The organism is Pseudomonas sp. LBUM1660, assembly GCF_059695935.1.
In genome coordinates this window covers 124,901-149,264 of sequence record NZ_CP166796.1, presented here as the reverse complement: position 1 = coordinate 149,264, position 24,364 = coordinate 124,901, and the positions used below count along the sequence as shown (strand labels likewise).

The window sequence follows — 24,364 nt, the reverse complement described above, 5'->3', positions numbered from 1 at the left end:
TCAGGAGACCATCAGGAAGTTATGTTGCCCGGAAGGCTACTCATGGACTCGTCTTTTGGCGACCTGATCGACAGGACGACGTATATCGGAATGAACCAGGTTGCACCCCCGACCTTCCAGTTGGCACGGTTTCTAGAATCTCTACCACCTGCGTTTTCTCGGAGCAGACAACAAGGTTTCATCGCTGAATTAGGATAGAGTTACCGGTAGGAAAATCGGGAAGGCAGCATGACAAGGAACATTTACAGCCCCAGCGTTGATGACCAGATCGCTTACCTAAGAGAAGCGTTAGAGCTACGTGTCCTTGAGGTCTCGGACATTGTGCAATGGGCGGATGATCAGATCATTGCACGAGAAAATCCGGCCTACGAACTGATAGAGCTTGCACTGATGAGAGACTCGAATCGGTACGACGTTGCAAGTCAGTTACTTCGAGTCGGGACGCCCTCCTTGAGCCGCGCGGAGGTATTGCCCTATGTGCTCGCCAAGGCACATGAATAACTCCTTGTAGATCCTGATTTTGGAAAGGTCTTAGCAGAAGGACTGTACCAATCCTGGTTTCGGTCGAATTACGACTTTCCTGACGCTCTTAGCCTGTGCGGCTATTTCGAAGATGCCTATTCATTGGCTGAGAGCGGGATAGTTGGAACAGTTGACCAGATCAACCGAGAGCTGCTTGAGTTTACTGCCCAGTTTCAGGACTGCAATTGGTTCGAGAGCGTGCTTGGCCGATAGCGTTCTAGTTTTGAGGTCGGCTCCGAGATCGTGGGTCAAGACGACATTGGTGATAAGCGCTCGCCGAAGTCACCTTGCGTGACTCAGACGGGCATCCATTGATGCGGTAGCAGTTGGCCGATCTCACTGCCACGCTGCGTCGGCAGCCGCATCAGCACATCTTTGAGATAGGCATACGGATCATGCCCATTCATACGTGCTGACTGGATCAGGGGACGGTAGAGGAAACGGACAAAATCGTACGCTAAGCATGCGGCCTGTCAGGTTGAGGCCATAGAGTTTGACGTTTAGGCGTCAGATAATGCAGAAGGCGGCCCTAGTCTGACGTGATGTCAGTGAGCCGACTGACGCCCAGTTGAGGTGTACTTCAACTGGACGCGACAGCGGGTTACGTTGGTTTCAGCGGTAAACTTCTCGACGGTTGCCAAGCTGTACAACCAGTATCCGTAAGGCGCCGTCCTGAATCTCGCAGATTACCCGGAAGTCTCCTACGCGATACAGCCACAAGCCACCCAATGGGCCTGTAAGCGCCTTGCCAGCAGTTCTCGGATCATCCCTGCTGGACACCCGCTCATCCATATAGTCAAGAATGCGCTTCGCTGACTGCTTGTCGAGCTTCCGCAACTGTGTTTTGGCCGTGTCGGTGTAATCAATCGTCCAGGCCAAGGTCTTTCCTCACGTCCGCAGCAGAGTGAACGACCTCTGTATTTTTACGGACACGCTCCAGGACTTCAGCCGCGAGGTAGTAATCCTCAAGGTCAGTCAGGCCATGATCGATGATTTCGCGCAGATAATACGCCTTGGTACGCCCGGTGCTTGTCGCCAAAAAATCTAGGCGCTGCTCGGTTTCGGGTGCCAAGCGAATGGAAGTGGCCATGTCTAAGGCTCCTATGTGATAAATGTATTCATATTATCACAAATCTGCGCGAATGCTTAGCGTACGATCTTTTCCGAATTCTGCTAGCTCCCCGATCAGACTCATAATTGCCGCTGCTCGCTTACCACTGCGTAGCGAACCAGCGAACAACCAGTTCGAGCGTCCAAGTGCCCACGGTCTTATCTGATTTTCGACTGCGTTATTATCTATGGGCACAGCGCCGTCCTCGAGATATCGAGTCAGCGCTACCCAGCGTTTAAGGCTGTAATCCAGAGCCTTGGCCGTTGCTGATCCGTTGGGCACAAGATCACGCTGGGCCAGCATCCAGTTGTGCAGCGTTTCAAGGATCGTTGCTGCCTTTTCTTGCCGTATTCGCCAGCGATCTTCATCGCTCATGTCCCGCGCTTGCCGTTCAATTTCGTACAAGCCGCCAATCGAGTGAAGTGCCTGTTCGGCCAACTGGCTTTTATTCGCGACGTGCAGATCAAAAAACTTGCGGCGGGCATGAGCCATGCAGCCGATTTCGGTCATGCCTTTCTCGAAGCCTGCTTTGTAGCCGGCAAAGTCGTCACACACCAACTTGCCGTTCCAAGAGCCGAGGAAGTTGCGCGCATGCTCGCCCGCCCGACTTGGGCTGAAGTCGTAAACAACGGCTTTGAGTGCCGAGAACGGCGTGGTGCTGTAGGCCGAAACATACGCGCGGTGGGTTTTCTTGCCTGGCGCGAGCATTTGAACCGGGGTCTCATCGGCGTGGATTACACCCTCGGCCAGCACCGCTTCACGCAACGCATCGACCAAAGGCTGGAGCTGCACGCCAGTTTGTCCAACCCATTGCGCGAGCGTCGAGCGGGCGATCATCAAGCCGGCTCGGCCAAAGATTTTCTCTTGCCGGTACAGCGGCAAGTGGTCAGCGAACTTCGCCACCATTACATGAGCCTGCAGGCCTGCGGTCGGGATGCCCTTGTCGATTACCTGAGCCGGCACCGGGGCCTGGATCAGCGTTTCGCACTGGCGGCAGACCCATTTCCCGCGCACATGCTGTTCGACGGTGAACACGCCGGGCGTGTATTCGAGCTTCTCGCTGACGTCTTCGCCGATGCGTTGAAGCTGGCAGCCGCAGGCGCACTGGGTGTTCTCGGGCTCGTGACGGATCACGGTGCGTGGAAACTGCGGCGGCAGCGGCGCACGCCTGGGTTTCTGGCGTGGCTCGGCCGGTGCAGGTGGCGGATTGACCGCGTTCAGCTCGGCTTCGATGGCCGCGATATCAGTATCGAGCAGGTCGTCGAGCAAGCTGCCTTGGTCAGGACTCAACTGCTCGCTACGTTTGGCAAATTTGTGTCGCTTGAGGATGGCGATCTCATGAGCGAGTTGCTCGTTGACCGTTTCAAGGCGGTGGATTTTCTGGCCCATGGAGTCGACCTGGGACATTAGCTGCATGGCCTGTTGGGCCAAGGTGCGTAGCTGTTCCGGTGTCATCTGGTCGAGATTGGGCGTGAAAGTCATGCCGCTGATTGTGCCAGAGCGGGCCGTCAGCGGCGATAAACCGATAGGCTAATAGCCGGTGCTAAAGCACTGTGATCGAGCCGCCCGCGCCGACCCGCGGCCAAGGTAAACCCAGCACCAAGGCCTGAAGTTGCTCGTTATCGAGTTCAACTTCCGATCCGCGACGGATGCCGGGCCTGTGAAACTAGCCTTGGTTTAGTCGTCGCACTGCAAGCCAGATCCCTACACCGTCGTGCACCAGAACTTTCATCCGGTTGGCGCGGCAATTGGCAAAGAGATAAGCGCAGTGCGGCTTCGCCGCACCGAATACCGCGATCACCCTGGCCAATGCAGTCTCGGTACCGGCGCGCATATCCATGGGCTCGGTGGCAAGCCAAATGGCGTCCACGCGGATCACTGGGCAAGCTCACGGATAAAACGAGCGCACCCTTCAGGGTCGGAGGATGGCCAGTTCACGGTAAGTTTTTGCTGCCTGAAAGGAATTTCGATGCTGACAAGCATTTGCTGATCGGGCCGCGTCGCGGGCTCTAGTTTCAGCGGAACGAAAGCGGGCAACGCTGGCGCCTGACGATCACGATAAGTGGGTATCCACTTTCGAACGAGGTTGGCGTTGATGCCATGGCGCAGGGCTACACTGGCCATGGACACGCCGGGTTGCAGGCATTTCTGGACGACTTGGGCTTTAAAAGGTTTTGGATAAGAAGTTCTTTGGCGCATGGCGATCCTGACGATAAGGGCGATGGTGTCCACGTTTTGGTGGACACCATCGCCTCAAGCGAAAGTGTCAGAAAGGTGCGTTGGCCGGACGCTTAGTGCGCCAGTTAAAGCTGGCGGAGGATAGTCGATGAAAGTTCGATACTGGTAAGAAATGGCGAATCAACCAGACCCCGAGTCATGCATGCTGCGCCGCGAGGTGCAGGGTGAAGCGTTGACAGGGGAAGCCGATGGGCCAGCCATTGAGCCGCGTAATCAGGAATCCGGGATGCCGATGCTGTTATGCGAAGCAGAAGGTAATACGGAGCATGGCGTTATACGCCAGTCATGCTCTGATCCCGCGCGGTCGGAGACCCTGTGCACGTCGGGAAGTCCTTCGCACAGAAACTGGGAGATCTCGGCAATGCCCAGTGCGCAAGCACCGGGCGGAGCAGGAAAGGCCAAAAGCCGTAACCCTGCTGTCTACGTTGCTGAGAAGTCGGATACGTCCGTAGTACCTGAGAAACCGTCGAACAAGGGGTCAAGCCCTGCGGAGAGGGTGGAGGAAAGGGACGTAGCCAAGGGAAACACCGACACTTCCCCCGTGCCCCGGACACAGAGCCGGATCAGTTGCGCGTCGATGGGGCTTGAAGGTGTACGTGAAAGCAGCCCGAAGGAATAAGGGCATGCAGTTCACGGCATTGCTGCACCACGTTACACCGCAATTATTGGCGCAGAGCTTTTATGCGCTTCGCCGCGATGTGGCGGTGGGCGTGGACGGTATGTCGTGGCGAGAATATGAGGAAGGTCTTCTCCAGCGGGTGACCGATTTGCACGCAAGGCTTCACAGTGGAGCCTATCGGGCAACGCCGTCGCTTTGGGTCTATATACCCAAAGCTGACGGCAGGCAGCGTCCGCTGGGTATTGCCTCGTTGGAGGATAAGGTTGTACAGCAGGCAGTTGTTACTGTTCTGAATGCGATCTATGAAGAAGACTTTCTAGGATTCTCGTATGGATTTCGGCCGGGACGTAGCCAGCACGATGCGCTGGATGCGTTAACGGTCGCGCTCAAGGGTCAGAAGGTGAACTGGATATTGGATGCGGATATCACGTCGTTCTTTGATGAGATCGACCATGAATGGATGCTGATGTTTCTAGGACACCGGATTGCAGACCGACGCATGCTCGGACTCATCTGCAAATGGCTTCAGGCGGGAATAATAGAGGATGGCCGTAGGGTGGCTGCGACCAAGGGGACGCCCCAAGGCGCAGTGATATCGCCGTTGCTGGCGAATATCTATCTTCACTACGTGCTGGATCTGTGGACAAGGCAGTGGCGCCAGCGCCACGCCCGTGGCGATATGATTGTTGTGCGCTACGCAGACGACAGCGTGGTGGGTTTCAGGACGCAATGGCAGGCTCAGCAGTTTCTGGTACAGTTGCAGGAACGCTTGGCCAGGTTCGGTTTATCCCTCAACGCCTCGAAGACACGGCTTATTGAGTTTGGTCGTTTTGCTGCGAGAAATCGTAGGAAGCGAGGGTTAGGTAAACCGGAGACGTTTGATTTCCTGGGATTCACGCACTGCTGTAGTACCAACAGAAGCGGTGGTTTTCAAATTCTGCGACTGACGGTAAAGAAGCGAATGCGTGCAACGCTGCTGGCTATTCGGGATGAGCTGAAACGCCGACGTCATGAGCCTGTTCGAGTCGTGGGTCAGTGGCTTAACCGAGTTGTCAGTGGATACTTCAATTACCACGCGGTGCCGGGAAATCTGATACGCCTTGGCGGTTTTCGGTTGGCGGTATGCCGTCTATGGCGGCAAGCCCTCAAGCGACGCAGCCAGCGTAACCGACTCCAGTGGTCACGCTACGGACGGCTTGCCGACCTCTATATACCTAGACCCAGAAATGCACATCCTTACCCTGAGGATCGCTTCGCGTCACGTACCCAAGGCAGGAGCCGTATGCGGTAGTTCCGCACGTACGGATCTGTGCGGGGGGTGGCAGGTAACTGCCATCCCTACCGCGACCATTCATTCGATTCATCCGCCGCATTAAAGTGCTTATTTCCCCGCCTCCCAAAATCTATTGAAGTAACAGAGGGCTTTTCACAATTCTTCAGAATCGTCCTACAGACACGCCAAGCCAGCATGGGATAGCGTCCTGACGCACTTAAACGGCGAAACAGGACGCTCAATGGCGAGTAATAAGGACATGCCACAGGTATGGCAACATGCTGGTGGAGGTGGAGGTGGAGGTGGAGGTGGAGGTGGAGGTGGTGGCGGTGGTAATGGTGTCCGTTATCTACGTGACATGACACCAACCGAAATTGCCGAGCGTGATGCCAGACAACTGCCGTATGAGGAAATGCTGCCCGGCAACAGGCGTATGAAGATTGCTACGTCAAACAACCTAGTGATGTAGAAGCCAAGCCCGAGACGAAAGGTTATTTGTTCGCCAAGAGTTGCAATCTCCCTCATGGTGAAATCAATCACAACACCTCGGGGGGATTTGTCCCGGTTGAGAAACTGTCCGCCTATGACCTATGGGCAGTCCTGGGAACTGGAGCAGCGATTACCGCTCAAGGGACACCCCTTCAAATGGTTGGTGGGTCTGCTACTGGCAGTGCGATCGCTCAACGTCTTGGCGGATCGCTGTCACTGGGTCTGCTGGAAGGATCAGGCGTTGCTGCTGGCTTTGTAACGGGCATTGTCGGGTTACTGATACCGATCGCCAGCATTTCGCCTGACAGTGCCTTCTATAAAGACGATCAGTACGCCGCCCTTGATGTTGGCCGCACTCGTGTTCGTTTCAATGTGAAGACCTTGCCTGACGGCTCTGTAAACGCATACGGATACTACACATGCGGCAAAACGGATTGGGAAAACGTCCGCGTCATTGAGGGCAAGAAAGAGGGCAATAATTTCGTTGCTGACATCGGTAACGGCATTGGCCTCACTTGGATACCAGCGGCAATACCTGATGGTGTACTGAGTATTCCTGCACTGGAAGGCGGCCCACAGTTACCTCCTGTATGGGTGTATCCGCCGACAGCTCAATCAGACACATTGCTGGCGAATCCTGCACACCCACCAAAATTCCAAGATGCAATTATCTGGTTTCCTGACTCGGGCATTCAGCCAATCTACATTGTGCTCAGGAGGCAGTTGGAGAAGAACAAGGTTGCTGGAGTTGAATTCGAAGACAAAGCCTATGGTGGTTTTTCGGAAGAAATGGACGAGTCAGCTCAACAGGTCACAATCAAAACTGAAAGCGGCACCAGAACCCGTCTCGATATGATTGGTAGAGATTCGAACGGGGATATCGCCTGTGTCGAATGCAAGGCCTCCCACACAGCACCACTGACACGCAATCAGAAGCAGGCGTTTCCAGAGCTCGAACAGAGCGGTGGGGTCATTGTCGGCAAGGGTAAACTTGGCTTTCCCGGTGGCACAGTTCTCCCGCCTGCCCGTGTAGACATCTTGCGACCGAAGTAACCAACAGAATTTAAGGAGCTGCAATGTCCGTAACAGAAACTAATATCATCGACATGTGGGGCATCCCGAAATGGGATCACAGCAAGATTGTTCTCGGTATCTCTGACCACCTTGGATGGGCTGACAAAATCGAGCAGGGCGAACACCTGCAACTGCTTCAAGACAAAATCAACACGTACGTAGCCTTCATCGAAAGCGGCGAAATTTACACTGAGATTCCGGGGGCGCTTGGCAAGTCCCCTGTCATCAGTGTGCTGGGCAAGCATGAGCTATCAGAGCAAGGTGAGCTCTTCTTTGACCGCGCCACTGGGGTGTTAAAGGAAGCGGGGGTTGGGCTGGAGTATGTGCTTAAAGTGGGCGAGTGACAGGCGATGTCCAGTACCTGGCCCAGTGTCCACTGAAGATGAGCGCGGGCTTCCGACTATAGTCTTGATCTGACGTTTCCTAGGTGTAGACGATGACCGCACAATACTTAAATCTGATTGGATTGACGCTCAATATATTTGGCGTGGTAATGGTGTTTTTCTTTGGATTTCCACAGCCTTCCCATGAAGACAGTGTCGGAAACGCTCTTGAAACTCTCGTCAGCCACATGCTGATGATCCGGTGGTTCGTTTCAAGCTATGATCTCTCAAATAACCCTTGGGTGTTGATACATGCGGACACACTTCCATGAATTGGAAAAGAGGAGTTAACGAATAGAATAATCTAACCTTACCTAGTAGAGGGATTTGCCGAGTGGCTAAGTACGATCAGATCAGAGAGCGATACTCAGAGTTTTGCGGGCAGCGTTCAAAATATTGGCAGGAGCTACAGCGTCTGGCAGGAAAATTGGCATTTGAGTTTCCTGGTTATTTGGGTTTGGAACCGTCTACCTGGAAAGATAGTGACGGTGTAGCCCATGACTACATTGCTCTTGGTATCTGGGAAGACGAACTCTTTAAGGAGCTCACGCCTAACTTGTTGTGTGGAAACGACCAGCTCGAATTATGTTTCGTTCTGAGATTCACCATAGATCGCAACCAAAATAGCCTTCCAAAATACCATGTTGGCTACGATATTCGGATGCGGTACGACGAAAAAAAATTGCAAGTGAGCGTGGATCTGCGTACCCCCGTCTCAGTGTATTGCCCAATCGACCCTATTGAAGATCAATTTCATTCGCTTTTTGATGTGATTATTTCTGATGTCATGAGTCGATTTGATGGGAGGGTGTTTGATACTTGAAACTCCTGCTGCTAATTCTCTGTCTGCTGGGTGAGTCGATCGATAACAAAGAATGAAAAGATGTTTGGTCGGTCTCTTTTAGCGTTGAGATGCCTAGTTTTGATTCCTGCCGTCGCAGCAGTACCACTACATGCGTTTATTTATATTGATGATTTTATTGCTTTGTGGCGCAAATAGTGGAAGTGGCTGTTGTGCTTTTGGGAAAGCTTGCATGTTGGTGATGTGCGTACTTTTGCGGTGGTGTTCCAGGGTAGGTTCGAGCGCCAACCTCCTTCTCAGTGCAGAGGCAGAATACCGTACCAGTTTCCGTATCACTGTGTTGGATTCAGCACGGAAAACTGAGTTGGCCAGGGGTTCTAACCTCCTGCTTTATTGCCCATAGCCATCTAGCCCCCCCTAACATGGCAGTAGTGGTAAAGAGGTTTAGGGCAAAATTAGGACAAATTCTGGGCCGTCATATACCGCAGGATGGCCCTGAGTCAGCTGCCGGTAAGGCGTGGTCATCTGCGCTTTGAGAGCCTGGATTCTACCGGTGGCTGGCTCTCTGCCTCTCGTTTCAAGCGTTGCATTTATTCTTTGAATTCAGGGACGTAGCTTAATGAATAAAAAATCGATCCAGATTGCCCTTGCCTACATGTCCATCGTTATTGGTGGTGGCTTTGCCTCCGGGCAGGAGGTAATTCAGTTTTTCACCGGCTATGGGCTCATAGGTATTGTCGGCACTTTGGTAAGCGGTTTGATGTTTGCCTTCCTCGGCATGCAGATCGCCCGAATGAGTTCGAGGATGCAAGCGAGCTCGCACAAGGCAGTTCTCTACATTCTGTTCGGCGTACACATCGGCTTGGTCGTCGACGTGGTGCTGTCCTTCTTCCTGTACGGTGTCGGCGTAGTGATGCTGGCCGGCAGCGGTTCGATCTTTGCCCAGCAGTACGATCTGCCTCCCTTGTTCGGTGGCGTACTGATGACGGTATTGGTGATCGTCACGCTGTGCATGAACGTGAAGCGCATTATCGACTTGATCAGCGCGGTAATGCCTTTCCTGTTGGCGATGGTGCTTATCATCACCATTTACTCGATCTTCAGTTACAACGCCCCGCTCGAGACCCTCGACGCGATTGCTCGTGAGAAAAACGAAACGGTCACTGGCAACTGGTTTGTGGGCGCCTTGCTTTACGCATCTTTCAACATCGCCGTAGGCTTCCCGATGCTAGCTGTCATTGGTGGCATGACCAAACAACCTAAGGCTGCCGCATTCGGTGGCGTACTCGGTGGTCTCGGTCTAGGCGCGTTGATCCTGCTATTGAACATCGGCCTGTTTGCTAACATCAACCAGTTGCAAGGCATCGAAATGCCTTCCCTGGCACTCGCAGGGCGTATCTCGCCAATTCTCTCGGTGGTGATGTCGGTGGCACTGGTTTGCATGGTCTATAGCACGGCAGTGGGGATGTTCTTTGCATTCAGCGCCCGCTTCGCCAGGCCTGAAACTAGCCGCTTCAAGTTGATTAGCGCGGTCACGGTATGCATAGGCCTGGGCTTGAGCCTAGGCGGTTTCAGCAAGTTAGTTGGCACTGTCTATCCGCTGTTGGGCTATGTCGGTTTCGCCTTGATTCTCGCTATTTGCTTCAACTGGCTACGCAGCCGTTCCATTGCTAAAGCGCAGAAAGCTGTTTCCTGAACCCTTAAGCCTCTGAGCAGTCGTTTGGAGGCACCTACCGGGAACGGCAATAGATCCAACGCGGCCCCTTTAATTGAATCCCCCCTCGAGCGGGGTTTTTATTGGTGGTGGGGGGTTCGGGGAGCAATGGAACAGTGCGACCTGAGGTCGTCTGAATTTCTGTTTTACTGGAGAGTTTTTCTCTTGATGAAACCGGTTGTTCCATCAACCGTTTCCTACCTGGACATGCGGGGCCGGTAACAGCCCGGTGTGAAGCTCCGGGGACAATGTACCCGCCGATTTTCGGTACGCCTATCCGTGAGGGGAAGCGGAATCTACCAGCACAACGGTGGTGAGGGGCTAGGAACGAGCGGCTACGACCAACACATGTGAACCTCTGTTAAACGTCGTCATGCTCAACAAGCCAAATGTGCTGACAGGCTTGAACCAAAACGGTACGCGGCCAGGTATGACCCCTTTATTCCTGGGGCATCATGGACAGTAGGCCGCCGGCGAACAGGAGGGGTCCGCCCCGCTCAGAAATTCAGGCGGAACAGGGTAAGCCCGTAGTGCCGCCGGAAACGGCAGGCGAACCGCAAGGAACGCTGTGGGTGCTGCGGGTAAAGGAATGCGGAAAAAGCGAAGGCCCGCCTGTAATGGGCGGGATACGGGCTGAAACATTGCTCGACTCGAAAGTGGGCAGACTTCCGTAGGGTCATTCATGGCGAGAGAACTTGATTAATCGTTACTCGAAGGAAAGCAGATGACGGTTATTGGTAGCGCTGGGAAAACAGATGCGATCGGTACTGGTGCGCCTTCGCACGCTGAAAGGATGTGGCTTCAGGCTAACTGGGGCCTCATCAAAGAAGACGTGAAACGACTCCAGGCGCGTATCGCTAAGGCAACAATGGAAGGCCGGTGGGGCAAGGTGAAAGCCCTGCAACACCTGCTGACCCGCTCGCACAGCGGCAAGATGTTAGCTGTCAAACGAGTGACAGAAAATCGTGGCAAGAGAACGCCGGGCGTCGATGGCAAAATCTGGGCGATCCCGGCGGCCAAGTGGAGCGGGATGGAGTCAATGCGGCATCGCAGCTACCGTGCGTTGCCGCTGCGACGTATCTACATCCCCAAGAGCAATGGCCAGAAGCGTCCGCTGGGAATTCCCCGCATGCTCTGCAGATCAATGCAGGCACTGTGGAAGCTGGCTCTGGAACCTGTTTCAGAAAGCTTGGCGGATCCAAACTCGTATGGGTTTCGGCCCAACCGCTCGACCGCCGACGCCATCGAATATTGTTTCATCACGCTGGCCAAACGTAGGTCGCCAGTGTGGGTACTTGAGGGTGATATCCGTGGCTGTTTCGATAACTTTAGCCACGAATGGATGCTCAAGAATATACCGATGGATAAGACGATCCTGCGGCGATGGCTTCAGGCTGGGTTTATCGATGAAGGAACTCTGTTTGCGACACAGGCCGGTACCCCGCAGGGGGGAATCATTTCGCCGGTGATCGCAAACATGGCGTTAGACGGACTGGAAGCGGCAGTGCATGCCAGCGTGGGACCGACGAAACGCGCGCGCGAAAGGTCCAAGATTAACGTCGTCAGATATGCGGATGATTTTGTTGTGACTGGAATCTCGAAAGAAATTCTAGAGCACAGCGTCCTCCCGGCGGTCAGGCAGTTCATGGCCATCCGGGGACTGGAACTCTCGGAAGAGAAAACCAAGATCACCCACATTGCTGAGGGTTTTGATTTCCTTGGGCAGAACGTACGCAAGTACCAAGGTAAGCTGCTCATCAAACCGGCCAACAAGAGCGTGAAGGCGCTGCTGGGCAAGGCGGCGTTTTTCAAGGTAGTTGTCGCGTCAACCGTCTAACTATGCCGCTCTTTTCTCAACCTGTTGCTCTCGATCCGGGTTCAACAACACGGTTCCGATCGGCTCCCAGTTACGTGTTCGACCCGACCACCGTTCCGGCTTTTTCTCTTTAGCTCGTTCGTACAGCTCATGTCGCCGGGCCAGGACCTGATGGTCCAGTCCTCGATGCCGCTCAGCCGGTGTGACGAAGCGGATACGGCTATGCCGGTGTTCGTTGTTGTACCAACGCATGAAATCCCTCACCCAAGCTCGTGCGGCGTCCAAACTGGCAAAGCCGTCCTGCGGCCATTGCGGGCAGTATTTCAGCGTTCTAAACAACGACTCCGAGTACGGATTATCGTTGCTCACCCGCGGTCGGCCCCGCGAGGGCGTGATTCCCAGTTCGTACATCTTGCTCAACAGCGTCACCGACTTCATCGGCGCGCCGTTGTCCGAGTGCAGCACCAGCGGCTCGCGTAAACACTGCTCGCCGATCACGCTGCGTTGCAGCAACGCGGCGGCTTTCTCGCCGCTTTCCGCGTCGTAGACTTCCCAGCCCACGGCCTTGCGGCTGTAAATATCCTCGATCAGGTAGAGGTAGTAATACTGGCCGCGTATCGGCGACGGCAGATACGTGATGTCCCACGACCACACCTGATTGGGCCCTTTGGCCGCATGCGTCGTCGGTGCGGCGTACCGCCTGGGGCGCTGACTACGGCCTCGATGTTGCTGTTGACCCGCCGCCCGCAAGACCCGATAAAACGTCGCCTCCGACGCCAGATAGCGCCCTTGATCGGCCAGGCGCGGCACGATCTGGCTCGGCGGCAGATGAGCGTACTCCGGGCTGTTGCACAGCGTCACAAGGGTCTGTCGCTCCGCCTCGTTCAGTGCATTTCGCGGCGTTGACCGTGTGACAGTCGTTCGGGCATCGGCCTGGATAACGTCTGTTTCAGTCCACCGTTGCAAGGTCCGCAGCGATAGACCGATTTCCCGGCAGGCCTTGATTTTTCTGGCTCCCGCCGCGACCGCTTCGCTCAGCCAGTCAACCAGTAAGTGCCGTTCTGGCAAAGACGTCAGTTGTCCTCGTTGTCGGTCCCCCAGTAGTCGTTGAGCTTTTTCCGCAGCACCAATAACGCGGCTGTTTCAGCCAGCGCCTTGTCTTTGCGGCGCAGTTCGCGCTCAAGTTCCTGGATGCGTTTCTTATCTTTACGAGACTGTTCGCGGTCTTCTATTTGCTGGGCTTTTTCCGACTTCTGGCCAGCGATAAACGCTTGTCGCCAGGCCGTGATCTGCTCGGGGTAAAGGCCTTTGCGGCGGCAATATTCGCCCAAGTCGATCTCGGACAAACCGGCGGCTTCAAGCACGACAGCAAACTTGGTTTCGGCTGACCAGTTCTCGGTCAACGGCTTGTTTTCGGACACTGCATTTCCTTCAGAACTGAGCTGCTTGCGCCAGTTGGACAAAGACATTTCGCTGACCCCTTCGCGCCGGGAAACCTCGGCCATCGACAGGTTCAGCGGGGGAAGCAGCATCTTAAGTAATGCGGCTCTGCGTTCAGGTGAATAGTACGGCACGACCAGTCTCTTTCCGCCCCCGATATGCTTTTTCAGGAAAAACCGGAGAGGCGACAACTATCCTGACACCGGGGGAAGGTTAGGGAAATCGTAAAGAACAACAAGAGTGCCACACAGGCGAATCTGATCCTACAGCTCAACCCGATCATTCGCGGTTGGGCGATGTATCACCGCCATGTGGTATCCAAGTCTCTATTCTCATCGATAGATGCTCAAATTTGGCGTCTCTTATGGACATGGGCCCTGCGCCGGCATCCCAATAAAGGCGCAGGCTGGGTAAGACAGAGATACTTCCACACAGTGAGGTACCAAAACTGGGTATTTGCTGCGCAAACCAAAGTCGGAGGTATTGTCCAACGATGGTGGCTTTTTCGCGCGTCGACGATTCCAATCGTTCGGCATGTCAAAATACGTGGCTTGGCTAATCCCTTTGACCCTGCGTGGTCGTCTTACTTTGCCCGACGTCGAGCCGCGATGGACGTTGATTAATTGCCCGGTACCAGACGACGGTGCTGTTGAACGGCTTGAGCCGGATGAGGGGCGACTCTCATGTCCGGTTCTTAGGGGACGGCGGCGCAGTAATGCGCTGCTGTTACCCGACGAAAGTGCACTTAAGCCCTACCAGCGTCGTTCAGTACCTTCTTCCCAGGCATCTACCTCGATAAAGCAGTTGCGCATCTCGGCTTCCTGACTGATCTCGCTCAGCAGGTTATGCACCGCCTTATCCAATTCCTCGTCGCTCTGATAGGGAACTGTCAGTTCATAGTTTCCCGACTCCAGGCGCTTCACGCCGAATGGCTCCAGGCAATAGCGCTCAATGTTCTCCTTGGCCCTCTTCCGACCGCGCACGAACTTGCTGTTGTTCTCCACCGCCAAACGCAACGTAACGGTGGCAACCCGTTCAACGGCCGACTCTGCCGGCGACACGACATTGCGCTGCTGAGCCCGCGGTTCGGCGCTCTTCTGATACGTCCCGATATCAACACCACGATGGCGCAAGTAGCTGTACAGTGTGCTCTTGGAGATGTGCAGCCATCTCACCGATGGCGCTGACGCTCAGGCGTCCTTCGCGGTACAGGGTTTCGGCTGCCATGGCCGTGGCCTCGGCCTTGGCAGGCAACCCTTTCGGACGGCCACCGACGCGGCCACGCGCCCGTGCGGCCGAGAGACCCGCTTGGGTGCGCTCGCGGATCAACTCGCGTTCGAATTCGGCCAGCGAGGCAAACAGGTTGAACACCAAGCGACCCTGGGCGTGTGTGGTATCGATGGGGTCATTCAGGCTCTGCAAGCCGACCTGGCGCGCCGCCAGTTCACCGACCAGTTCGACCAGGTGCTTGAGCGAGCGCCCGAGGCGATCCAGCTTCCAGATCACCACGGCATCGCCCGCTCGTATGTTGGCCAGTAACTTGTCGAGTTCCGGGCGAGCGCTTTTCGCGCCGCTGGCAATGTCTTGATAGATTCGTTCACACCCGGCCTGTTTAAGGGCATCGACCTGGAGGTCGGCTTTCTGATCCCGAGTGCTCACCCGCGCATATCCGATTTTCATCAAAAGTACCGTTTACTCGACTGCATTAGTAATAATTGAACTTTGATTAAGCGTACCAGTTATTTGAACCGTAACATGGTCAGGTTAACGAACATGGTCATGCCTCGTTAAAGTTCGACAAAACGAAGGTTTTATCGAACCGTTGCGACGCGATAGGACGACGGTGTATAAACACACATGCACCGAATATTGGGGAAATCATGAACACCACTCGCTGGAACGTCGCGGTCTCTACCGACACCGACCAATCGCTCCGCATGTTTCTGGCCAGCCAAGGTGGTGGCCGCAAGGGTGACCTGTCGCGCTTCATCGAAGAAGCGGTGCGGGCACACATCCTGGAACTGAGCGCCGAACAGGCCAAGGCTTCCAATGCCCATCTGAGTGAGGCAGAACTGACCGAAGCGGTTGATGAAGCGCTCGACTGGGCACGCAAGCGCTGATGCGGGTCGTATTGGATACCAACATCTTGTTTAGCGCACTGATCTCGCCGCATGGCGCGCCTGATGCCATCTACCGGGCTTGGCGGGCGGCACGTTTCGACGTGGTGACCTCACGGGCACAGCTCGATGAAATTCGTCGTGCCAGTCGTTACCCCAAGCTTCAGGCTATCCTGCAGCCGGCCAAAGTGGGTGCCATGATCAATAACCTGTAACGGGCGATGGTACTGGAGCGGTTGGTCATTGAGGTTGTAGCCGATGATCCGGATGACTCCTTTCTGTTGGCCATGGCTTTGGCGGGTAATGCGGACTATCTGGTAACCGGTGATCGTCGTGCAGGCCTTTTGCAACTCGGGCATATCGAACGCACGCGGATTGTCACCCCCGCCGTGTTCTGCACCGAGATACTGTAATAGATGCCGGTTGGCTTTCTGACTCAAGAGCAACGTGACGACTTTGGTCGCTATGTCGATCCTCCTAGCCGCGAAGAGCTCGAACGCTATTTCCATCTGAGTGATGACGACCACAAAACCCTGCTGCCGCTACGCGGCGAACACAACCGTCTTGGCTACGCCACGCAACTGACCAGCGTCCGCTATCTTGGGACCTTCCCTGAAGACTTTTCAGCCGTTCCGGATGAGGTGCTGCAAGCGCTCAGTCGTCAGATCGGAATTAATGATCCGACTTGCATCTTGGCCTATGCCGAAACCCGTCAACGCCAACGTCATGCCGGCGAGATTCAGGAGCGTTATGGTTATCGGGTGTTTGCTGACTCCAGCGTCGGCTTTCGACTTGCTCGCTGGCTGTATGCGCTCTGCTGAACAGGAACGGATCGTCCTGGTGAGTTGTTCAACCGGGCGACGACCTGGTTGCTGACGCACAAGGTATTACTGCCTGGCGTCACTGTACTGGAGCGGTTTATCGCCCAACTGCGCAGCCAGCGCCTCTGGCTCACGTTGGGTCGCAGCGTCACCGATGAACAGAGACAGCACCTGCAAGAATTGCTGGTCGTGGCCGAAGGCAACCGCTACTCCCGCTTGGATCAATTGCGCTCCGGCCCGGTGATGATCAGCGGACCCGCACTGATCCGGGCGCTGCGCAGACTCGATGACGTGCGTGGCATCGGCATCACCTTGCCCGCAGCGGCGCATATCCCACCCAGCCGAATCGCGGCCCTGGCACGCTTTGCTAACACGGCCAAGGTCACCGCGATCAACCGGCTGCCGGCATCGCGGCGGATGGCAACGTTGGTGGCGTTTGCGCTTTGTCTGGAGGCGACTGCGCATGACGACGCCTTGGAGGTTCTGGAAGCCTTACTGCGTGACCTATTCAGCAACGCAGAGAGGGCCGACAAGAAAGCTCGGTTGCGTAGTCTAAAAGACTTGGATCGCTCGGCGGCACTGCTAGCTGCCGCATGCAAGGTCATGCTGGATAGCTCTATCAGCGATGACAACGTCCGTGCCCGGCTGTTCAATGACCTGCCACGTATCACGCTGGAGAAAGCCCTCGAAGAGGTCACCGCGTTGATCCGTCCGGCCAACGATGTGTATTACCTCGCCCTGGGGGAGCGCTATCGCAGCGTGCGCCGTTTTCTGCCCGACCTGCTGAAGCATATTCGCTTCGGCTTCAGCCCGGCTGGTAAGGGAGTGGCGGCCAGTCTGGACTGGTTGCAACTGAATCTACCTCGTAGGAAACCGGAAGATGATGCGCCGCAGGAGATCGTAGCCAAAGCTTGGCAACAGCACATCACCCGCGAAGATGGCTCCCTCGACATGGGGGCCTATGTATTCTGTACGCTTGATGCACTGCGCACCGCCCTACGTCGCCGCGATGTCTTTGTTTCACCCAGTTGGCGTTATGCCGACCCGCGTATAGGCCTGCTCGATGGTGCTGAATGGCTGACGGCACGACCGATCATCTGCCGATCGCTGGGCCTGACCCTCGATGCCAAAACCACCTTGGATGCCTTGTCTGTCGAACTAGATGCAACATGGCAGGCGGTCGCCGCACGCCTGCCCGACAACCCGGCCATTCAGCTGAGCGAGAACGCTGAGGGCAGGACCGAATTGTCCCTTGGGGCTCTGGACAAGCTGGAGGAACCGAATTCGCTGCTGCAACTGCGTGCCGCTGTAGCCGACCTGATGCCGCGTGTCGATTTGCCGGAAATCCTCTTGGAAATTGCTGCCCGTACCGGCTTCGCGGAGGCCTTCACTCATGTGTCGGAGCGTAATGCACGGGCCGATAACCTGGTAACCAGCCTGTGTGCGGTGCTTCTAGGGGGAGCCTGCAACACCGGCCTAGAACCATTGATCCGCAATGATAACCAAGCACTTCGCCGTGACCGGCTGTCCTGGGTGAGCCAGAACTATCTTCGTGACGACACTTTGTCAGCAGCTAATGCCATTTTGGTGGCTGCGCAAAGCCAACTGGAGCTGGCTCAGGTCTGGGGTGGCGGCGAAGTGGCCTCCGCCGATGGCATGCGTTTCGTCGTACCGGTGCGCACCGTGCATGCGGGCCCTAATCCGAAGTATTTTGGTACCGGTCGGGGCGTCACTTGGTACAACCTGATATCCGACCAATTCTCCGGTCTGAACGCCATTACGGTGCCCGGTACCTTGCGCGACAGCCTGGTATTGCTTGCGGTCGTGCTTGAACAACAGACCGAATTGCAGCCAACACAAATCATGACCGATACCGGTGCCTACAGCGATGTGGTGTTCGGGTTGTTCCGCCTGCTCGGTTATCACTTCTGCCCGCGTCTGGCCGATGTCGGTGGCACCCGCTTTTGGCGTACCCGCCCAGAAGCGGATTACGGCAAGCTCAACGGCCTGGCGCGCCAGTCGGTCAAACTCGACCTGATCGCCGAGCACTGGGACGACTTACTGCGTTTGGCGGGGTCACTCAAGCTCGGTCGGGTGCCGGCGACCGGCATCATGCGCACTCTGCAAACGGGGGATCGTCCGACTCGCCTGGCCCAAGCACTGGCAGAGTTTGGGCGGATCGAGAAAACGTTGCACACGCTGACATACATCGATGATGAGTCCAAGCGCCGCGCCACCCTGACTCAGCTGAATCGCGGCGAAGGCCAGGAAGACCAGCTCGGCGCCTTGGGACTGGTTGTGAACATCATTGTGCTGTGGAACACCCTCTATATGACGGTGGCCGTAGAACGGCTAAGGCAGCACGGCTACCTGGTGCAGGACGAGGACCTGGCTCGGTTGTCGCCGCTGATCTTCGAGCACATCAATATGCTGGGGCGGTACTCCTTCGCGGTACCGGAAGAGGTCGCCCGAGGTGAGCTGCGGCCACTGCGTAACCCCCATGACGATCTGTGACCTAACCTAGATTAGGGCCTACTTTGATTTTTGGGTCCATTGCTCCGCAAACCCCTTTTCCTTTTCACGACATGAGTCTTGATGCCAAATGAAATTACTGCTTCATCCAGCCAGGGTTGTCGCCCTAGTTTTCCTGGCCGCGATACTGGCCGGCACCGCCATTCTGATGCTGCCGATATCCCACGCCGAGGGTATCGCCGCCCCTTGGGTGACTGCATTCTTCACTGCAGTATCGGCCGTCTGCGTTACCGGGCTGGCAGTGGTGGACACCGGTACGTACTGGTCGACCTTCGGCCAAGCGGTGATTTTGCTCCTGGTCCAGCTCGGCGGCTTCGGCATCATGACGGTGGCGACCTTGCTGGGCTTGATGGTCAACCGCGGCTTTCGTCTACGCACCAAAATGGTCGCACAGTTCGAGTCACGTTCATTGGGCTTGGGCGACATCGCCAGCGTGGCCAAGCTGGTGCTGGTGGTGACGTTCACCTTGGAACTCATCCTGACCCTGTGGCTCACACTCAGATTACACTTGGCCTATGACCTGCCATGGACGGATGCGGCGTGGAACGGCCTGTTTCATGCGGTATCGGCATTCAATAACGCGGGTTTCTCCATTCATCCCGACAGCCTGATGCGCTACGCCTCGGATGCTTCGATCCTGCTGCCAGTCATGGCTGCGATCATTATTGGCGGCATCGGCTTTCCCGTACTGAATGACTTGCGCAGCCGGTTCAACGACCCCCGCCATTGGTCGCTGCATACCAAGCTCACCCTGTCTGGAACGGCAATCCTGCTGCTCGGCGGTTTTTTCACGCTGCTGCTGTTCGAGTGGTCCAACTCGGCAACCCTCGGCCCCATGCCAGTGACTGATACAATGCTCTCGGCGGCATTTGCTTCCGTTTCTGCGCGTACCGCCGGGTTCAACTCCATCGATATTGGCGCGTTGACCCAAGAAAGCTGGGCAATGCACTACTTCCTGATGTTCGTCGGGGGTGGCAGCGCAGGAACAGCAGGTGGCGTCAAAGTCGGTACTGTCGCCATCCTGGCCTTGCTGATCATCGCCGAAATTCGTGGACACAGTGACAGCGAGGCATTTGGCCGGCGAATCGGCGCCCCGGCCCAACGTCAAGCCATCACGGTGCTTGTGCTGGGCAGCACCATTATCGTGTTTGGGACGCTCTTTATCTTGCGTGAAACAGATTTCCCCACCGACCAGATCATATTCGAGGTTGTCTCGGCGTTCGGCACAGTCGGGTTGTCCACCGGCATCACCGCCGCACTCCCCGAGTCGGGGCAACTGATGTTGACGCTGCTGATGTATATCGGGCGGGTCGGCACTATCACGCTTGCGGCGTCTCTGGCCTTGGGCGAGCACCGCATGCCCTACCGCTACCCAGAGGAACATCCAATTGTTGGCTAAGTTACTGTTTACCCAGACGTTTTCATTTTCCAAGGGCGATAGCGTGGTGGTGATCGGACTCGGCCGCTTCGGCGGCTCCGTGGCCCAATCGCTGATGCGACTCGGTCACGATGTGATGGGCATCGACCGGGATGCGGAACCTGTCCATAACTGGGCCGATCTCTTGACTCATGCGGTCCAGGCCGACTCCACCAACCTGGCGGTCTTGCGTCAACTGGGCGTTGCCGACTTCTCCCACGCCATTGTGGGGATAGGCACCGACCTGGCTGCGAGCCTGATGACCATCATGGTGCTGACCGAATTGGGTATCCAGGATATCTGGGTCAAAGCCCTGAATACCGAACATGGAACGATAGCCCAGCGGATTGGCGCCCATCACGTCATCTACCCGGAGAAGGATATGGGGGAGCGTGTCGCCCAGCTCATTAGCGGGCGGATAATTGATTTCATAGAGTTCGACGACGGCTTCGCTATCGCCAAGATTCACTCCCCCCTGACTACCCACAACATCACGCTGGCCGACGGCAATGTCCGTGAAAAATTTGGTGTGACGGTCCTAGGGTTGAAGCGCACCAATCAAGACTTCCAGCATGCAACCCCTAGCACCCTCATCCTGCCGGGTGATCTGCTAATCGTGTCCGGCCCGACCCATCTGATCCAGAAATTTGCTGGTCATTCGGCATAACCCGAGTGGGGCACTGCTCAGCGCCCCACCTGAGTTTTTCTGGCCTCGATAAATCGGTGTGGCAGCTAATGGTCCAGAGTGTGTAAAACGATTATGGACACTTCCTTGATCGAATGCCGGGGCAGGGTCGTTACTCACCATGGTGAGCAGCACTACGGTCGCCCTAAGGAATAGGCCAATCAGCCGAAAACATAGCGACAGGCGTTTTCCGACGGAGTTTTCTGGGATTCTGGCGTCCCCCACCAATTGGATGCATCGCCTAAATGTAGGAAAAACCCGATTCCTGAATGCTCGGCCATCGACCGGAAACGCTCCAGCAGGCGATGAGGGGGAAGGCCCCGCTGCCGCTCGTGGCCCCCCCAAGTTCTCGGCATAGGGTTCAGCGCGAAGCCGGCGACCATCGGCCTTAAGTCGGTTTGCGTCGGGTAACAGCAGCGCATTACTGCGCCGCCGTCCCCTAAGAACCGGACATGAGAGTCGCCCCTCATCCGGCTCAAGCCGTTCAACAGCACCGTCGTCTGGTACCGGGCAATTAATCAACGTCCATCGCGGCTCGACGTCGGGCAAAGTAAGACGACCACGCAGGGTCAAAGGGATTAGCCAAGCCACGTATTTTGACATGCCGAACGATTGGAATCGTCGACGCGCGAAAAAGCCACCATCGTTGGACAATACCTCCGACTTTGGTTTGCGCAGCAAATACCCAGTTTTGGTACCTCACTGTGTGGAAGTATCTCTGTCTTACCCAGCCTGCGCCTTTATTGGGATGCCGGCGCAGGGCCCATGTCCATAAGAGACGCCAAATTTGAGCATCTATCGATGAGAATAGAGACTTGGATACCACATGGCGGTGATACATCGCCCAACCGCGAATGATCGGGTTGAGCTGTAGGATCAGATTCGCCTGTGTGGCACTCTTGTTGTTCTTTACGATTTCCCTAACCTTGCCCAGCAGCGCCTTCACGCTCTTGTTGGCCGGTTTGATGAGCAGCTTACCTTGGTACTTGCGTACGTTCTGCCCAAGGAAATCAAAACCCTCAGCAATGTGGGTGATCTTGGTTTTCTCTTCCGAGAGTTCCAGTCCCCGGATGGCCATGAACTGCCTGACCGCCGGGAGGACGCTGTGCTCTAGAATTTCTTTCGAGATTCCAGTCACAACAAAATCATCCGCATATCTGACGACGTTAATCTTGGACCTTTCGCGCGCGCGTTTCGTCGGTCCCACGCTGGCATGCACTGCCGCTTCCAGTCCGTCTAACGCCATGTTTGCGATCACCGGCGAAATGATTCCCCCCTGCGGGGTACCGGCCTGTGTCGCAAACAGAGTTCCTTCATCGATAAACCCAGCCTGAAGCCATCGCCGCAGGATCGTCTTATCCATCGGTATATTCTTGAGCATCCATTCGTGGCTAAAGTTATCGAAACAGCCACGGATATCACCCTCAAGTACCCACACTGGCGACCTACGTTTGGCCAGCGTGATGAAACAATATTCGATGGCGTCGGCGGTCGAGCGGTTGGGCCGAAACCCATACGAGTTTGGATCCGCCAAGCTTTCTGAAACAGGTTCCAGAGCCAGCTTCCACAGTGCCTGCATTGATCTGCAGAGCATGCGGGGAATTCCCAGCGGACGCTTCTGGCCATTGCTCTTGGGGATGTAGATACGTCGCAGCGGCAACGCACGGTAGCTGCGATGCCGCATTGACTCCATCCCGCTCCACTTGGCCGCCGGGATCGCCCAGATTTTGCCATCGACGCCCGGCGTTCTCTTGCCACGATTTTCTGTCACTCGTTTGACAGCTAACATCTTGCCGCTGTGCGAGCGGGTCAGCAGGTGTTGCAGGGCTTTCACCTTGCCCCACCGGCCTTCCATTGTTGCCTTAGCGATACGCGCCTGGAGTCGTTTCACGTCTTCTTTGATGAGGCCCCAGTTAGCCTGAAGCCACATCCTTTCAGCGTGCGAAGGCGCACCAGTACCGATCGCATCTGTTTTCCCAGCGCTACCAATAACCGTCATCTGCTTTCCTTCGAGTAACGATTAATCAAGTTCTCTCGCCATGAATGACCCTACGGAAGTCTGCCCACTTTCGAGTCGAGCAATGTTTCAGCCCGTATCCCGCCCATTACAGGCGGGCCTTCGCTTTTTCCGCATTCCTTTACCCGCAGCACCCACAGCGTTCCTTGCGGTTCGCCTGCCGTTTCCGGCGGCACTACGGGCTTACCCTGTTCCGCCTGAATTTCTGAGCGGGGCGGACCCCTCCTGTTCGCCGGCGGCCTACTGTCCATGATGCCCCAGGAATAAAGGGGTCATACCTGGCCGCGTACCGTTTTGGTTCAAGCCTGTCAGCACATTTGGCTTGTTGAGCATGACGACGTTTAACAGAGGTTCACATGTGTTGGTCGTAGCCGCTCGTTCCTAGCCCCTCACCACCGTTGTGCTGGTAGATTCCGCTTCCCCTCACGGATAGGCGTACCGAAAATCGGCGGGTACATTGTCCCCGGAGCTTCACACCGGGCTGTTACCGGCCCCGCATGTCCAGGTAGGAAACGGTTGATGGAACAACCGGTTTCATCAAGAGAAAAACTCTCCAGTAAAACAGAAATTCAGACGACCTCAGGTCGCACTGTTCCGCTGCCCCCCAAACCCCAGATCCAGGACGCGGGGCATTGCATCGCCCGGACGGGGCCGGGCCACCAGCGGTTCCCATGTATCGTACGATATAAAGCTGTGGTGCGAGTGATGGGAAAATTGCGAGGGGCAGAGTAGAATGTCGGGATGGTCTTTTGCTCCTTCGCAGAAACCTAGAAACCCGCAAGCATTGCCGTGCTGCGGGTTTCGTCGTTTTAGGCTTCTGAGTCGTCGGTGAACGACGGCAAGTCTGGCAGCATGTTATCAAATGTTTCTTGTACTGGTGGGGCCATGCCATCACCAGCTGGTAATTGCAAATCACCTGGTGCCATGACCGGCGCTTTCAAGAGTTTGCCGGTGCCTAGGTCGTCTTGATCTTCCGACGATACGAGCACCCGCGCATTGAAGCGTGCGAAACGAATATTGTCACGGCTATCAGCCCAAGCGATCCTGCTGTTCACGACGTAGGCCAGCGCACCGCCTCGATCACTACCCAGCCGGATTGCCTGAATCCAAGCCTATTCTATCAGGACTGACAAAGCTCGCTTTGTCGTCGCTGTAGAGGTTTGCATCAGCTTGGCCAAAGTGGCCTGGCTGGCAATCAGGGCACCGCTCTTGTCCATGTTGGCAACGAGCAAGTGCAGCAGCTGGGCTGCACGTGGAGCGTGCGCTATCAGTTGTGCCCAAGCTTCATGGCCAG

The 24,364-nt window shown here is 55.8% G+C and carries 14 protein-coding genes and 9 pseudogenes; 13 read left to right on the top strand and 10 right to left on the bottom strand.

Annotation, left to right across the window (positions count from 1 at the left end):
* Positions 1-818: 818 nt before the first annotated feature.
* The 6 genes and pseudogenes from ACA068_RS30445 to tnpA form a co-directional block, all read right to left on the bottom strand.
* Positions 819-947: pseudogene (locus tag ACA068_RS30445) on the bottom strand (transposase domain-containing protein); the annotation flags it as partial.
* 187 nt (positions 948-1,134) lie between these two features.
* The gene (locus tag ACA068_RS30440; protein WP_497310843.1) at positions 1,135-1,401 is read right to left on the bottom strand and encodes a type II toxin-antitoxin system RelE family toxin; all 267 of its coding nucleotides are present in this window, start codon (positions 1,399-1,401) and stop codon (positions 1,135-1,137) included.
* On the bottom strand, positions 1,385-1,612 hold the full coding sequence (gene relB / locus ACA068_RS30435) for a type II toxin-antitoxin system RelB family antitoxin (RefSeq protein ID WP_005730594.1): 228 nt from the start codon (positions 1,610-1,612) through the stop codon (positions 1,385-1,387). Before relB ends, ACA068_RS30440 begins: the two co-directional genes overlap by 17 nt.
* Before the next feature lie 66 nt (positions 1,613-1,678).
* Positions 1,679-3,115: pseudogene (tnpC, locus tag ACA068_RS30430) on the bottom strand (IS66 family transposase); the annotation flags it as partial.
* A gap of 184 nt (positions 3,116-3,299) precedes the next feature.
* Complete coding sequence (gene tnpB / locus ACA068_RS30425) at positions 3,300-3,503, bottom strand: IS66 family insertion sequence element accessory protein TnpB (RefSeq protein WP_497310853.1); 204 nt, start codon at positions 3,501-3,503, stop codon at positions 3,300-3,302.
* 5 nt (positions 3,504-3,508) lie between these two features.
* Complete coding sequence (gene tnpA, locus ACA068_RS30420; protein WP_497310852.1) at positions 3,509-3,865, bottom strand: IS66-like element accessory protein TnpA; 357 nt, start codon at positions 3,863-3,865, stop codon at positions 3,509-3,511.
* Positions 3,866-4,232: 367 nt separating this feature from the next.
* On the opposite strand from tnpA, the pseudogene ltrA (ACA068_RS30415) reads away from it, so the two are divergent.
* The 7 genes and pseudogenes from ltrA (ACA068_RS30415) to ACA068_RS30385 all read left to right on the top strand — a co-directional run.
* A pseudogene (gene ltrA, locus ACA068_RS30415) lies at positions 4,233-5,819 on the top strand (group II intron reverse transcriptase/maturase).
* Positions 5,820-6,231: 412 nt separating this feature from the next.
* Positions 6,232-7,305 (top strand): annotated as a pseudogene (locus ACA068_RS30410) (S-type pyocin domain-containing protein); the annotation flags it as partial.
* A gap of 23 nt (positions 7,306-7,328) precedes the next feature.
* Positions 7,329-7,670 carry a DUF6572 domain-containing protein gene (locus ACA068_RS30405; RefSeq protein ID WP_497310851.1) on the top strand — a complete coding sequence of 114 codons (342 nt, stop codon included), beginning with the start codon at positions 7,329-7,331 and terminating at the stop codon, positions 7,668-7,670.
* A gap of 92 nt (positions 7,671-7,762) precedes the next feature.
* Positions 7,763-7,981 (top strand): hypothetical protein, encoded by a 219-nt coding sequence (locus ACA068_RS30400; RefSeq protein WP_497310850.1) that lies wholly within the window; start codon positions 7,763-7,765, stop codon positions 7,979-7,981.
* Between the two features lie 62 nt (positions 7,982-8,043).
* Positions 8,044-8,532 (top strand): hypothetical protein, encoded by a 489-nt coding sequence (locus tag ACA068_RS30395; RefSeq protein WP_497310849.1) that lies wholly within the window; start codon positions 8,044-8,046, stop codon positions 8,530-8,532.
* A 598-nt stretch (positions 8,533-9,130) separates the two neighbouring features.
* On the top strand, positions 9,131-10,207 hold the full coding sequence (locus ACA068_RS30390; RefSeq protein WP_497310848.1) for a YkvI family membrane protein: 1,077 nt from the start codon (positions 9,131-9,133) through the stop codon (positions 10,205-10,207).
* Between the two features lie 742 nt (positions 10,208-10,949).
* A pseudogene (locus ACA068_RS30385) lies at positions 10,950-12,023 on the top strand (reverse transcriptase domain-containing protein); the annotation flags it as partial.
* Between the two features lie 39 nt (positions 12,024-12,062).
* Here the strand turns inward: ACA068_RS30385 and ACA068_RS30380 are convergent.
* Positions 12,063-13,615, bottom strand: a protein-coding gene (locus ACA068_RS30380; protein WP_497310847.1) for an IS3 family transposase whose coding sequence is annotated in 2 segments (ribosomal slippage) — positions 12,063-13,153 and positions 13,153-13,615 — 1,554 coding nt in all. Because the reading frame shifts where the segments join, the coding sequence is not laid out codon by codon here.
* Positions 13,616-13,690: 75 nt separating this feature from the next.
* Here ACA068_RS30380 and ACA068_RS30375 point away from each other — a divergent pair.
* Positions 13,691-14,104 (top strand): annotated as a pseudogene (locus ACA068_RS30375) (group II intron maturase-specific domain-containing protein); the annotation flags it as partial.
* 129 nt (positions 14,105-14,233) lie between these two features.
* Here the strand turns inward: ACA068_RS30375 and ACA068_RS30370 are convergent.
* Positions 14,234-15,161, bottom strand: a pseudogene (locus ACA068_RS30370) (recombinase family protein).
* 200 nt (positions 15,162-15,361) lie between these two features.
* Between ACA068_RS30370 and ACA068_RS30365 the strand changes: the two are divergent.
* The 5 genes and pseudogenes from ACA068_RS30365 to ACA068_RS30345 all read left to right on the top strand — a co-directional run bounded on the left by ACA068_RS30365 (position 15,362) and on the right by ACA068_RS30345 (position 21,035).
* Entirely contained in the window at positions 15,362-15,601 is a 240-nt protein-coding gene (locus ACA068_RS30365) for a ribbon-helix-helix domain-containing protein (protein WP_310272209.1), read from the top strand.
* Positions 15,601-16,011: pseudogene (locus ACA068_RS30360) on the top strand (putative toxin-antitoxin system toxin component, PIN family). Before ACA068_RS30365 ends, ACA068_RS30360 begins: the two are co-directional and overlap by 1 nt.
* A 3-nt stretch (positions 16,012-16,014) precedes the next feature.
* Positions 16,015-18,933 (top strand): annotated as a pseudogene (locus tag ACA068_RS30355) (Tn3 family transposase).
* 88 nt (positions 18,934-19,021) lie between these two features.
* The gene (locus tag ACA068_RS30350; RefSeq protein WP_497310846.1) at positions 19,022-20,350 is read left to right on the top strand and encodes a TrkH family potassium uptake protein; all 1,329 of its coding nucleotides are present in this window, start codon (positions 19,022-19,024) and stop codon (positions 20,348-20,350) included.
* Positions 20,340-21,035 carry a potassium channel family protein gene (locus ACA068_RS30345; protein ID WP_497310845.1) on the top strand — a complete coding sequence of 232 codons (696 nt, stop codon included), beginning with the start codon at positions 20,340-20,342 and terminating at the stop codon, positions 21,033-21,035. Before ACA068_RS30350 ends, ACA068_RS30345 begins: the two co-directional genes overlap by 11 nt.
* Before the next feature lie 532 nt (positions 21,036-21,567).
* On the opposite strand, the gene ltrA (ACA068_RS30340) is transcribed toward ACA068_RS30345, so the two are convergent.
* Together ltrA (ACA068_RS30340) and ACA068_RS30335 are read right to left on the bottom strand one after the other, a co-directional pair.
* The gene (ltrA, locus tag ACA068_RS30340; protein ID WP_497310730.1) at positions 21,568-23,052 is read right to left on the bottom strand and encodes a group II intron reverse transcriptase/maturase; all 1,485 of its coding nucleotides are present in this window, start codon (positions 23,050-23,052) and stop codon (positions 21,568-21,570) included.
* 827 nt (positions 23,053-23,879) lie between these two features.
* A complete protein-coding gene (locus ACA068_RS30335; RefSeq protein WP_497310844.1) occupies positions 23,880-24,125 on the bottom strand; it encodes a hypothetical protein in 246 nt (81 codons plus the stop codon).
* Positions 24,126-24,364 lie beyond the last annotated feature (239 nt).